At 61.9% G+C, this 12,326-nt stretch carries 10 protein-coding genes; 5 read left to right on the forward strand and 5 right to left on the reverse strand.

The window, feature by feature from the left end:
* Positions 1–96: 96 nt before the first annotated feature.
* A complete protein-coding gene (locus ACQY4G_RS08695; protein WP_421990289.1) occupies positions 97–3,207 on the reverse strand; it encodes a TonB-dependent receptor domain-containing protein in 3,111 nt (1,036 codons plus the stop codon).
* A gap of 347 nt (positions 3,208–3,554) precedes the next feature.
* Between ACQY4G_RS08695 and ACQY4G_RS08700 the strand changes: the two genes are divergently transcribed.
* Complete coding sequence (locus tag ACQY4G_RS08700) at positions 3,555–4,727, forward strand: acetyl-CoA C-acetyltransferase (protein ID WP_421990291.1); 1,173 nt, start codon at positions 3,555–3,557, stop codon at positions 4,725–4,727.
* Between the two features lie 105 nt (positions 4,728–4,832).
* Positions 4,833–5,618: an SDR family NAD(P)-dependent oxidoreductase gene (locus ACQY4G_RS08705; RefSeq protein WP_421990293.1), complete on the forward strand. Its 786-nt coding sequence runs from the start codon at positions 4,833–4,835 to the stop codon at positions 5,616–5,618.
* A gap of 4 nt (positions 5,619–5,622) precedes the next feature.
* Here ACQY4G_RS08705 and ACQY4G_RS08710 read toward each other — a convergent pair whose 3' ends face one another.
* Complete coding sequence (locus ACQY4G_RS08710; protein WP_421990295.1) at positions 5,623–6,612, reverse strand: copper resistance protein B; 990 nt, start codon at positions 6,610–6,612, stop codon at positions 5,623–5,625.
* Positions 6,612–8,315, reverse strand: coding sequence for a copper resistance system multicopper oxidase (locus tag ACQY4G_RS08715; protein WP_421990297.1), 1,704 nt, complete (start codon positions 8,313–8,315; stop codon positions 6,612–6,614). Before ACQY4G_RS08715 ends, ACQY4G_RS08710 begins: the two co-directional genes overlap by 1 nt.
* A gap of 74 nt (positions 8,316–8,389) precedes the next feature.
* On the opposite strand from ACQY4G_RS08715, the gene ACQY4G_RS08720 reads away from it, so the two are divergent.
* The 3 genes from ACQY4G_RS08720 to ACQY4G_RS08730 all read left to right on the forward strand — a co-directional run bounded on the left by ACQY4G_RS08720 (position 8,390) and on the right by ACQY4G_RS08730 (position 10,266).
* On the forward strand, positions 8,390–8,662 hold the full coding sequence (locus ACQY4G_RS08720) for a metal-sensitive transcriptional regulator (protein ID WP_067691547.1): 273 nt from the start codon (positions 8,390–8,392) through the stop codon (positions 8,660–8,662).
* 196 nt (positions 8,663–8,858) lie between these two features.
* Positions 8,859–9,728, forward strand: a complete 870-nt coding sequence (locus ACQY4G_RS08725; protein WP_421990299.1) for a crotonase/enoyl-CoA hydratase family protein — start codon at positions 8,859–8,861, stop codon at positions 9,726–9,728.
* A gap of 67 nt (positions 9,729–9,795) precedes the next feature.
* The gene (locus tag ACQY4G_RS08730) at positions 9,796–10,266 is read left to right on the forward strand and encodes a MarR family winged helix-turn-helix transcriptional regulator (RefSeq protein ID WP_067691540.1); all 471 of its coding nucleotides are present in this window, start codon (positions 9,796–9,798) and stop codon (positions 10,264–10,266) included.
* Positions 10,267–10,313: 47 nt separating this feature from the next.
* On the opposite strand, the gene ACQY4G_RS08735 is transcribed toward ACQY4G_RS08730, so the two are convergent.
* Positions 10,314–11,315, reverse strand: coding sequence for a type II secretion system F family protein (locus tag ACQY4G_RS08735; RefSeq protein WP_421990301.1), 1,002 nt, complete (start codon positions 11,313–11,315; stop codon positions 10,314–10,316).
* Between the two features lie 20 nt (positions 11,316–11,335).
* Positions 11,336–12,307, reverse strand: a complete 972-nt coding sequence (locus tag ACQY4G_RS08740) for a type II secretion system F family protein (protein WP_291175537.1) — start codon at positions 12,305–12,307, stop codon at positions 11,336–11,338.
* Between the last annotated feature and the right edge of the window lie 19 nt (positions 12,308–12,326).

Consider the following 12,326-nt stretch of genomic DNA (forward strand, 5'->3'; position numbering starts at 1 on the left):
ATTTAGCTTACCGGCCGAACGGATACATTCGGACTTGTGAAAGAAAAAAGGGGGGCCCGAAGGCCCCCCTTTCCAGTTTCGGTACCAACTGTCCGATCAGTAACGGGTGGTTACTCGCAGCAGGAATTCCCGGCCAAGCATACCATCGGTGTACTGGGTCGTGCTGCGGCTCGGGAACGGCGGCTCTTCTTCGAAGAGGTTGTTTACCGTCAGAGCCAGGCGGAAGTTGTCGTCGATGTCGTACGAAATCGTGGAGTCAAACACGATGTAGTCTCCGACCGTCGCGAACGGAGCGGTTTGATCTTCCTCGAGGTCGAAAGACGCACCCGACAGATAGTTGCCCGTCAGCGAAATGCCGAACGACCCATTCGAATAACGGACGGTTCCGTTGAACTCGTGTTCAAAGTCACCGATTTCGCCCTTGTCGTCGTCAAGAACACCGACAACGGTGAACTGCGACTTGTCGAGGTAGAAGTAACGAGCCAGCAGGTCGAGGCGACCGATGTCGCTGTCACCGCCGAACACGTCCATCAGATCGAACCCGTAGCGAGCTGAGGCCGAAAGGCCTGCGAACTCGAACAGACCCGCGTTCGACTGGCCAACCTGCGCGCCGGTGATCTGGAAGGTCGTGGGATCACGCTGGAATTGGTTACAAGTCGGAACGTTCGGGAAGTTCGGGTTATCGTAGCACGAACGAAGAACGTCGGTGAGGTCGAGCGTCACGATTGCGTTGGTCAGCTCGATGTCCACCCAGTCGACCGTGATCGCGAGACCCGGGACGAAAGCAGGCTCGAGAACGACACCCGCGGTCCACGCCTTCGATTCCTCGTTCAGGAGGTTCGGGTTGCCCGATTCCTGAATAAGCTGCGACGCGTCGTCGATCTGGCTGTCGAAACCGGCAGGCCGACCGTCGGCATCACAGTTCGCACGGCGGGTGGCCGGCTGTGCACCAGCATCGATGAAGTCCGGATCGCAGGGGTCGTCCGCGAACGAGAAGATATCGACTGCCGGCAGAAACAGCTCGGTAATCGCCGGGGCGCGCACCGATTCGGTGTAGCTGCCGCGGAAGGTCACCGACGGGATCGGAGCAAGCTGACCACCGATTGAGAAGACTTCCGCACTGCCAGCCTGGCTGTTGTCGATGTAACGGAACGAACCGTCGATCTCGAAGCTATGGATGAAGAAGTCATTCGCCGGAGTGATCAGCGGGACCAGAAGCTCGCCGAAGAACTCGTTCGTGTTGAACGAACCGGCTACCGGCGAAATTGCCACCGAACGCCCCAGACCTTCCTGGAGGAAGCCGTCCGGATTGAAGGTCTGCTCTTCCTTACGGTATTCGTAACCGATGTTGAAGGCGATCTCGTTGCCGCCCCAGATGTCGAACAGACCGCCACCGAGGTTGGCGTTGAAGATGTTCTGGGTGTTACGCGATTCGGCCAGCGTTTCCGCAGTTACGAAGTCGATCGCTTCGGGCGAGGCAACGCCTTCACCAAAGAGGTTGAGCGGCACACAGTCCGTGACAGACTTTGTCGCTTCCGGCGTGCCGAAGCCGGTGCCAAGCGGCGGCGGCGGATCGATGGTCACACGGCAGACGATTTCGCCGGTGGTCGGATCGCGAACCGCGTCAACAGCGTTCAGGAAGTTGCGCTGAACCAGAGCGGTCGAGCTCGACACAGCCTGCGAACGACCGAACGCGTACGACACGTTCCAGAACCAGTCACGATCTTCCAAGACCTGGAAGTCGCCCTGCAAACCACCGACGATGCGGAACAGTTCAAGCTGCTGGAAGTTCGGGTTCGAGCCGCCGAGCAGGTCGAAACCGGCGCGCTGCAAGAAGAACTGCGTATCGTCGTCGACGCCGTCACCGTCCGTGTCGAAGTTGAGGTCGGCTACGCCGTCGCCGTCACTGTCCAGATTGCCGGGACGCGAAAGGATCGCCCGGTTCTGATCAGACAGGAACGGATTCGAAAGCAGGAAGCCGAGACCCAGGCTGTCGCCGCTGAACAGCGCGGACTGGTAAACCGGCTGGTTGGTCAGTTCGACCGCTTCGGTGTGAGCATAATTCGCTTCGAAGAAGAAGCGGATGTTATCGGTAATGTCGTAGTGACCGAGCGCGAACAGCGTGTACCGCTCGACGTCCGACAGGATCTGACCCGCACGGGCAAGGTCGAGGCCGTCACCGCCCGAACCGCGAACTAGGTTGCCACCCGAAAGGTCGCCGAGATCGTAGGGAACGAGGTTACCGCTTCGGTCGAAAGCGACGAAATCGCCAGCCGCATTCGTAAAGCCGCCCGGCGGAAGACCGAACAGCGAGGTTACATAACCACCATTGAACAGGCCCGGACCGCGGGTCGGAAGACCGTTGGGCGAAATCACAAAGATCGTGTCATCTTCGATGAGGAGGTTCTCGTTGTCGCGGAACAGACGTTCACGACCAAGCGCACGGTCGAGCGTACGGACACCATTCTGGCGATCATACTCGAAGTTGACCGCGATGTTGCCGCGACCGTCGCCAATGTTGCCGCCGACCGTAACGCTACCATTCAACGATTCGCCGTCGCCTTCTTCGAAGATGCCGTACTGGCCGGTAACTTCCAGACCTTCAAAGTCGTCTTTGAGGATGACGTTGACCGTACCGGCGACAGCGTCCGAACCATAGGTTGCAGCGCCTTCAACTGCGAGAACGTCAATGCGCTCGACGAGGCTGATAGGAAGAACGTTAAGGTCGACCTGCAGACCGGCGTTCGCACCGCTGAAGTTCGAGGCGGTGTTCGACGACACGAAGCGGCGGCCATTGACAAGAGTCAGCGTACGCTGGGAGCCGATGCCGAAGAGGTTGACGAAGTTCTGACCGACCGAAAATCCGGACTGGGCGCCAGCGCTAGATACCGGTGTACCGAAACCGGGCACCTCGTTCAGTGCATCGGAAATGTTGGTGAACGCACGTTCTTCGAGTTCGTCTTCGCCGACAGCGGCGATCAGTGGAGCGGCACCTTCGAGTTCCGGACGCTGAATTCGCGACCCGGTAACCATGATGACGTTGCCGGTGTCTTGAGTGGCGGTCGCCTCGGTATCGACGGCGACGTCTTCGTCCTGCTCTTGCGCAGCGAGCGGAGCGCCCACTGCTGACATTGCCAAGGCTGCAATCCCGGCGCCTGCGAACAGGCGGGCGCGACCGGCCATGGCGGCTGATTTCACATAGGTCATTTAAGTAGTCCCCTGGGTGTTGCTAAACCAATTTAGCTGGCTCCCAGAAAGCAAGCGGCACGGCAAGACGCAAGCATTGAAGCAGGGGCAGAGGCAATTTTGTGTGAATTGTGCCCCCGAGCGTAGCGCAAATGCAACAATCTGCCCCTGGCGCTGGGAATACCGGTGCGTTTGAGCTCTTCCAACATGGAAGATTGAGCTGGAAGGAGGACGCGTTTGTTCGTTTGAAAATCGGCGCGTCGGAACTGCCTCCCAGGCAGTGCCTTCGGTTAATTGTGCGCTTGATTCGATCCCGTTCCTCTCATAGTCCGGTCGCAAATCGAAACTGTCTTTGGGAAGATGTAAGAATGACGACAGCCTATATCGTCGAAGCCGTTCGGACCGCCGGAGGACGCCGCGGTGGCCGCCTGGCCGGGGTTCACCCGGTCGATCTCGCCGCCAAATCGCTCGATGCGATCATGGAGCGCTCGGGTCTCGAGGCGAAGGCCATCGACGATGTGGTGATGGGCTGCGTCAGCCAGGGCGGCGAGCAGGCGATGCAGGTCGGCCGCAATGCGGTGCTTGCGTCGAAACATCTCGGCGAGGGCGTGCCCGCGGTCACCATCGACCGGCAGTGCGGCTCGAGCCAGCAGGCGATCCAGTTCGCCGCGCAGGCGGTGATGAGCGGGACGCAGGACGTCGTCATCGCCAGCGGGGTCGAAAGCATGAGCCGCGTTCCGATGGGCTCGACCGCGATGTTCCATATGAAAGAGGGGCTGGGGAACTACAAATCGCCCGGGCTCGAGGAGAAGTATCCCGGCATCCAGTGGAGCCAGTTCATGGGCGCCGAGATGATCGTCAAGAAGCACGGCTTCACCAAGGACGATCTCGACCGTTTCGCTCTTTCGAGCCACGAGAAGGCGATCGAGGCAACCAAGTCGGGCGCGTTCGAAGCCGAGATCGTACCGGTCGAAATCGAGACGCCCGAAGGCACCGAGATGCATACGGTGGACGAAGGCGTCCGCTTCGATGCGACGCTCGAAAGCATTGCGGGCGTTAAGCTGCTCAGCCCCGAAGGTACCATCACCGCCGCCACCAGCAGCCAGATCTGCGACGGGTCGAGCGCGGTGCTGGTCGTCAGCGAGAAAGCGCTCAAGGAATACGGCCTGACGCCGATGGCGCGCATTCACAACCTCACCGTCACGGCCGGCGACCCGGTCATCATGCTCGAGGAACCGCTGTTCGCCACCGATCGCGCGCTCGAACGGGCCGGCATGAAGATCGACGATATCGACCTGTTCGAAGTGAACGAGGCCTTCGCGCCGGTACCGCTTGCGTGGCTCAAGCACACGGGCGCGGATGCGTCGAAGCTCAACGTCAATGGCGGCGCGATTGCCCTGGGCCACCCGCTCGGTGCATCGGGCACCAAGCTCATGGCAACGCTCGTTCACGCGCTCAAGGCGCGCGGCAAGAAATACGGCCTCCAGACGATGTGCGAAGGCGGCGGCGTCGCCAACGTCACCATCGTCGAGGCGCTTTGACGCTTTGCGTCATCCCGGCAAAAGCTGGGATCTCGTGCAGCGAAGTCGAACCTATCCGAACCAGATCCCGGCTTTTGCTGGGATGACGAAATGAGAGGATTATTCATGGAAGTCAGCAGCAATACCCCCGCAGTCGTCACCGGCGGCGCCTCGGGCCTCGGCGAAGCCACTGCCCGCGCGCTTGCGGCCAAGGGTGCCAAGGTCGCCATTTTCGACATGAACGAGGAGAAGGGCGAAGCGGTCGCCAAGGACATCGGCGGCATCTTCTGCAAGGTCAATGTGACCAGCGACGACGACGTCGATGCCGGTTTCGCCAAGGCCCGCGAAGCGCACGGGCAGGAGCGCATCCTCATCAACTGCGCCGGTATCGGCAATGCAATCAAGACCGCCAAGCGCGACAAGCAGAGCGGCGAGATCAGCCACTTCCCGCTGTCGGCCTTCGATTTCGTGATCCAGGTCAACCTCGTCGGCACGTTCCGCTGCATCGCCAAATCGGCTGCCGGAATGATGACGCTCGACCCGTTGAGCGACGACGGCGATCGCGGCGCGATCGTCAACACCGCATCGGTTGCCGGCGAAGACGGTCAGATCGGCCAGGCGGCCTATTCCGCATCGAAGGGCGGCGTGATCGGCATGACCTTGCCCATCGCGCGCGACCTCATGAACGAGGGCATCCGCGTGAACACCATCCTACCGGGTATCTTCGAAACGCCGCTTATGAACGCTGCTCCGCCGCAGGTGAAGGAAGCGCTCGCCGCGTCGGTTCCGTTCCCCAAGCGCCTCGGCAATCCGGAGGAATACGCCAAGCTCGCCATGACCATGATCGAGTGCGGCTATTTCAACGGTGAGGATGTGCGCCTCGACGGCGCCATCCGTATGGCGCCGCGCTAAGCGGTCAGAACCAGGCCCTCAGGCCGAAGAGAACCTTGAGGCCGTCGGGATCCTTCCCGGCGGCCTTTGCTATGTCCGCCGTCTCGCCAAGCTTGGCTTCGTATTCGAGCCCCACGTAAGGCGCGAATTCACGCACGATCTCATAGCGCAGTCGAATCCCGGGCTCGATCTTGGTGATACCGGCGCCGATTTCCCGCTCGGCAATATCCTGAGCGGAAAACTCGGCCTCGATTCGCGGTTGGAGGATCAGACGCTGGGTGATCTTCTGGTCGTATTCGCCCTCGATACGCGCGGTGAGATCGCCGCGGTCGGAGAGGAACAGCGCACCGTCGACATGAAACATGTAGGGCGCGAGGCCCTGCACGCCGATGACAGCGTGGCTCCGCGTATCGGGTTCCACGTCCAGCCGCATACCCGCCTGCAGGTCGAAGAAGGGGCCGATCGCCCGGCTGTAAAGCGCTTGAACTTCAGCATCTTCAACTGAGCCGCCGAATTCGCCTTCGCCCTCGGTCTTGATCACCAGCCGGTCGAGGTCGCCGCCATACCAGGCCTGCGCGTCCCACAGATAAGCGTCTTCGCTGCCGCTCTCGGTGCCGAGTCGCGCCTCGAGCCGCTCGACCAGTACCATGCCGGTCCGCATGCCACCGTTTTCTTCGGCGAGCTGGCGGCGCGCGGGCGCCATCGCGTCTTCGCCCCAGACGAGATCGGCGGCATGGCGAGGCCCTTCGAGCGCCCGGGGGGGTAGCGCCGATTCGGGCGCCGCACCGGGGGCCGACTTGTCGTCGGCCGCGCCATGAGCGGAATGGTCCATGGATTCCTGGGAAGAATTTGCCGGAGCCTCGTGACCCATCTGCGAATGGTCCTTGGCCGCATGGTCCATCGCGCAGTAATCGACCGGAGCGGGATCAGGCGTGGGATGGGCGGATTGGTGGGAGTGCTGCTGCGCGGACAGCGGGGTGGCGAGAGCGGCCATCAGGAAGGCTGCAACGCGCATCACGCATTCTCCCCGGCGGGGAAGGGCCGCACGGTGACCACCTGCATCATGCCCGCATGCATGTGGTAGAGCAGGTGGCAGTGGAAGGCCCAGTCGCCCGGTTCGTTGGCGGTCAGGTCGAAGGTCGCCGTTCCGCCGGATTGCACGACCAGCGTATGCTTGAGCGGCTGGTGCATGTGATCGGCGCCGTTGACCAGTTCGAAGAAATGTCCGTGCAGGTGAATCGGGTGCGCCATCATCGTCTGGTTGACGAGTTTCACCCGCACGCGTTCGTCATAACCGAAGCGGATCGGGTCGTCGGTCACGGCAGTGAATTTCTTGCCGTCGAAGCCCCACATGTAGCGTTCCATGTTCCCGGTCAGATGGATTTCCAGCTCGCGCTCGACCGTGCGATGCGGGTTCATCCGCTTTGCCTTGAGGTCGGTATAATGCAGGACGCGATGCGACACCTTGTCGAGCCCGAGGCCGGGGAAATCCATCCGGTCGGATGGGCTGGGCGCGACCATGTCGAGACCGGGGCCGACCTTCACGTCGGCGGGCAGGAGCGAGGTGTCCCGCATCGAGTGATCCATCTCCATATCGCCCATATCGTGGCCCATGGCAGCGTGATCCATCATCCCCATGTCGGTCATCGAAAGCGTTACCGGCTCGCGCAATGGCGGGGGCGTCGCGATATGGCCCGCATGGCTGGTCAGGCTGGCGACGCCCATGCCGCTGCGATCCATCGCTTCCGCCACGATGGCATGGCTGCCCGCAGGGGGGGCAACGATGACGTCGTAAGTCTCGGCGACACCGATCTGGAACTCGTCGACCTCGACCTCGGCAACATCCATCCCGTCGGCTTGGATAACCGTCATCGGGACGCCGGGAATGCGGACGTTGAAGAATGTCATCGCCGAGCCGTTGATGACCCGCAGGCGCACGCGCTCACCCGGCTGGAAGGCCAGCCGGAGATCGTCTGCCGGCCCGTGACCATTGATCAGGAAGGTGTAGGTCGCCCCGGTTACGTCGGAGATATCGCGCGGATTCATCCGCATCTTGCCCCAGGTCCGGCGCATTTCCCCCGACATGTCGCCCTTGGTTGCGGTCAGCATCTGGCGATTGAAGTAATGCTCGCCGACTTTGAGCTTACGCATGATCTCATGCGGATGGAGCGGCGTGAACTCGCTCAGCAAGACCACGTAATCGCGGTCATAGCGCGGATCGGGCTCGGCGCTTTCGATGATGATCGGGCCATAGTGTCCGGCCTGTTCCTGCAGCCCGGAATGCGAATGCCACCAATAGGTGCCCGCCTGACGGATCGGGAATTCGTAGGTGAATGTCTCGCCCGGCTTGATGCCGGGAAAGCTGACGCCCGGAACGCCGTCGAACTGGAACGGAACCAGCAGCCCGTGCCAGTGGATCGAGCTGTCCTCTGCAAGATTGTTGGTGACATGCAGGCGCACATCCTGGCCCTCGCGCAAGCGGATGAGCGGGCCTGGTACCGTCCCGTTGACCGCGATCGCATGGCCGCCGCGCGAGCCGGTGGTGAAATGATGATTGTCGATGGACAGGCGGATGTCGTGACCAGACAGTTCGCCGAAGCCGTTTGTCGCGTGGGTAAGGGCACCGCCTTTTGCCCATAAAGGCATCGGCAGGCTTGTCGCAGCGGCAAGGCCGGCGGTACTGGTGATGAAGCGGCGACGATCCAGCATGAACGACATATCCGTGGGTTTGTGTTGCTGTCCGGGTCGGCCCTATATATACCCCTTGGGGGTATTTCAAAGGAAAGCACTCAGTGGCGGACGGAAAATCTGCGAAACTCAATCGACTCAACCGGATAGCCGGTCAGGTGCGCGGCGTCGCGCAGATGATCGAGGACGATCGCTATTGCATCGACATTCTTACGCAGATCCAGGCGATCAAGTCGGCGCTTACCAAGGTCGAGAGCCAGGTGTTGAAGGACCATGCGGCCTGCTGCGTTGCCGAGGCGATCGCGAGTGGCGACCCCGAGGATCAGCGGCAGAAGTTCGGCGAACTCGTGGACTTGTTCGAGCGCAACCGACGCTAGGGCGTTCGCCTCACTCGCAGCTTGCGCGACGTTTTCCCGGCGACGGACGCATGCGGTAGTGATCGCGATGTGAGCGCAAGGGTGGAAACCTCGATCCCGCGCAGATCGATTTTCCTGAGATGGGCCGGAGAATTCTTGCCAGGACCGTGTTGCATGTGTTCCATCCCGATGAAACGAGAGGGGAGATATCCAACACATGTCCTACACGCAGATCGAGCTCGACATCGCCGACGGTATTGCCACCATCACGCTGCACCGTCCGGAAAAAATGAACGCCTTTACCCGCACGATGATGGACGAACTCATCGATGCGCTCGATACGACCGATGCCGACGACGGGGTGCGCGCGGTGATCGTCACGGGGCATGGCGACAGGGCGTTCTGCGCCGGTGCCGACCTCACGCCCGAAGGCGGCGGGCATGTCTTCTCCGACCCTACGCCGGTCGACGACCTGTCCGACGAGCGAGTGCGCGACGGGGGTGGGCGATTGACCTTGCGCCTGTTCAACTCGAAGAAGCCGCTCATCGGGGCTTGCAACGGAGTGGCGGTGGGCGTCGGCGCGACGATGCAGCTACCCTTCGACATTCGCCTTGCGAGCGACAATGCGCGCTTCGGCTTCGTCTTTGCGCGGCGCGGGATCACGCCCGAGGCCGCCTCGAGCTGGTTCCTCCCCCGCCTCGTCGGCATGCAGACGGCGCTCGAATGGTGCATGACCGGGCGGATCTTCGGCGCCGGCGAAGCGCTCGACCGCGGCCTCGTCCGTTCGGTTCATCCGCAGGGCGAGCTGATGGAAGCGGCAATCGGCGTCGCGCGCGAGATTGCGGACAACACCTCCGCCGTCTCGGTCGCGATGACCCGAGCGATGCTGTGGCGGCTGGGCGCAGGGGGCCATCCGATGGATGCGCACCGTATCGATTCCCGCGCGATTTATCGTCTCAGCCGCAGCGAGGATGCGAAAGAGGGAATCGCCAGCTTCCTGGAAAAGCGGCCGCCCGCCTATCCAGATAACGTCAGTGCGAACATGCCCGATTTCTATCCCTGGTGGGACGAACCAGAGTATGGCTGAGCCGGCGCAATAAGGTTACATTCGCAACGGCCTTGCCAAGCTGCATGCGTCATCTAAATGTAAGTGCATGTCGAAACGCCAGCCTGCCCAGCGCCTTGCCGAGTTCCTGCCCTACCAGCTCTCGATCGCCTCGAATGCGGTCTCGACACGGATCGCCGAGCAATATCGCAAGCGCTTTGCGCTCAAGACCACGGAGTGGCGGATCATGGCTGTGCTGGGCGATCACGGCGCGCTGACCCAGCGCGAACTGACCCAGCAGACCCTGATGGACAAGGTCCCGGTCAATCGCGCGTGCAAGCGGCTGGAGGATCGCGGGCTGGTGCTACGCTCGCCCAATGCCAGCGACGGGCGCTCGCACCTTCTCGAACTGACCGCCGAGGGTCGTTCGGTGCATGCGGGCATCATGCCGCTGGCGATGAAGATCGAAGGCGAGCTGTTCTCGGTTCTCAGTGAGCAGGAGCGGGCCAGCCTGCTCGACATGCTGGTGCGCGTGCGCGACCAGGCGGGGGACTTCGACGCCGAAAGCCTGGCCGACTAGGGTTAGTCGACCAGGCCTGGGTTGCGATCCGTCGCAGGAGGTTTCGCCTAACCGATCCCGCCGCTGAAAGCGTCGGCGATCGAACAGGCTGCCGGGCCCAGAATGACGATGAACAGCACCGGCAGAATGAACATGATCAGTGGCACGGTCATGATCGCCGGGAGGCGTGCGGCCTTTTCCTCGGCACGCATCATGCGCTCGTTGCGGAATTCGGCCGACAGCACGCGCAGCGCGCTGGCCAGCGGGGTGCCGTAGCGTTCGGTCTGGATCATGGTCGTGACCACGCCCTTCACCGCATCGAGATCGACGCGATAGGCGAGGTTGTCGAACGCCTTCTTGCGTTCGTTGAGGAAGGAAAGCTCGATCGCGGTCAGCGCGAACTCGTCGCCGAGCTCGGGATAGGCGCGGCCCAGTTCCTTGGCGACACGGTTGAAGGCGGCATCGACGGTCAAGCCCGCCTCGGCGCAAATGACCAGCAGGTCGAGCGCATCGGGCAGGCCCTTGCGGATCGCCTCGTTCCGTTTCTTCGCAATGTTGCCGAGATAGAGTTCGGGACCTTTGTAGCCGAGGAAAACCGCGGCCATCAGCGCGCCATTGCGTTTCATCGGACCCCAGTCGGGGAACATGTCGAGCAGGAACACGGCCGCGAAGACGAGCCCGCCGAACAGGAGCGGCAGCACGGCGCGCAAGCCGATGATGACGATCGCCAGTTCCTTGTTGCGGATGCCGGCATGGGCGAGCTTATGCTGGACGACTTCGACCTGGCTCTGTTGCAACACCTTCATGTTGCCCAGAGTGTCCTTGATCCTCTCGGTCGTATCGTTCTTGCGGACCAGGCTCTGGCGCTTCTTGGCGGTCGAGGTGACGAGGCCCATCTTGAGCTCTTCACGGCGTCCTTCGAGGGCCTTGACGCGCTTGCTCATCGGGTCCTTGATCGTCACCGCGGTGTAGATCGCGAACAGAACCGAGGCAGCCGCGATCCCGGCGAGGATCGAGCCGACCAGGAAGACGTCGAAACCGAGGAGGGTGGGGCCGGTTGCGGGATCCATAGTGTTACTCCTTCCCCAGCTCAGATCTCGAAGCTGACCATCTTCGCCATGATGAAGGCGCCGATGCTCATCCACACGAGGCCGCCGAGGCCGGTGATGATCAGGCGGTCATCTTCGAAGAAGCCACCGATATAGGTCGGGTTGATCCACCAGATCAGGGTGAACACGATGAACGGCAGGGCGCCGACGATATAGGCCGAGGCCTTCGATTCCGAACTCATCGCCTTGATCTTGAGCTTCATCTGCGCGCGCTTGCGCAGCACGTCCGAGAGGTTGGACAGCGTTTCGGCGAGATTGCCGCCGGTTTCGCGCTGGATGGCGAGCGTGATGCAGAAGAAGTTGAATTCCGGAATGCCGAGGCGGTCGGCGGTTTCCTGGAGCGATTCTTCCATCGTCCGGCCGATCTTGATGCGCTCGACGATCCCCCTGAATTCCTCGCCGACGGGGCCGGGGATTTCCTGCGCCACGACGGCCAGGGTTTCGGTGACCGGCAGGCCCGAGCGCAATCCGCGTACCAGCAATTCGATCGCGTCGGGAAACTTCGCATTGAAATTGGCGGTGCGTTTCTTGATCGCATGCCCGACGATGAAGTGCGGAAGGCCTGCCCCGACGAGCACGCCGACACCGAGCGAGAGACCCAGAGAGCCGCTGCGCAGATACATCAGCAATGCAACGACGACCACGAGACCAAGAGAGGCATAGGCATAATGGCTCAGTGTCCAGCCCTTGCCGGTTCGGTCGAGCCGGTTGGCCAGCGCTTCGGTGCGCGAAGCCGAACCGGCGACGCGGTGCACCTTTGGCTTGCGAGCGGCGATGGCCTTCTTGAACTGCGATTCAACCTTGGCGTCGGTGCTTTCGGAGTGACGAAATCGGACCTGTTGCAGGCGGCGCTGGCTCGCCTTTGCGGCATTGGGGCCGGACAGCAACGCGTAGACGATCGCCAGCATGGCCACGACCCCGACGGCCAACAGCACTAGCTGGATGATGTTCATGCGTGTTCTCCGTGCATAT

The organism is Qipengyuania sp., assembly GCF_965277845.1.
Lineage (GTDB): Bacteria > Pseudomonadota > Alphaproteobacteria > Sphingomonadales > Sphingomonadaceae > Qipengyuania.

Excerpts from the sequence above, each read along its gene's own strand:
- ACQY4G_RS08710 (WP_421990295.1), bottom strand. The coding sequence starts at position 6,612 with ATGCGCGTTGCAGCCTTCCTGATGGCCGCTCTCGCCACCCCGCTGTCC.
- ACQY4G_RS08730 (WP_067691540.1), top strand. The coding sequence starts at position 9,796 with ATGTCGAAACGCCAGCCTGCCCAGCGCCTTGCCGAGTTCCTGCCCTAC.
- ACQY4G_RS08695 (WP_421990289.1), bottom strand. The coding sequence starts at position 3,207 with ATGACCTATGTGAAATCAGCCGCCATGGCCGGTCGCGCCCGCCTGTTC.
- ACQY4G_RS08705 (WP_421990293.1), top strand. The coding sequence starts at position 4,833 with ATGGAAGTCAGCAGCAATACCCCCGCAGTCGTCACCGGCGGCGCCTCG.
- ACQY4G_RS08735 (WP_421990301.1), bottom strand. The coding sequence starts at position 11,315 with ATGGATCCCGCAACCGGCCCCACCCTCCTCGGTTTCGACGTCTTCCTG.
- ACQY4G_RS08725 (WP_421990299.1), top strand. The coding sequence starts at position 8,859 with ATGTCCTACACGCAGATCGAGCTCGACATCGCCGACGGTATTGCCACC.
- ACQY4G_RS08740 (WP_291175537.1), bottom strand. The coding sequence starts at position 12,307 with ATGAACATCATCCAGCTAGTGCTGTTGGCCGTCGGGGTCGTGGCCATG.
- ACQY4G_RS08715 (WP_421990297.1), bottom strand. The coding sequence starts at position 8,315 with ATGTCGTTCATGCTGGATCGTCGCCGCTTCATCACCAGTACCGCCGGC.
- ACQY4G_RS08700 (WP_421990291.1), top strand. The coding sequence starts at position 3,555 with ATGACGACAGCCTATATCGTCGAAGCCGTTCGGACCGCCGGAGGACGC.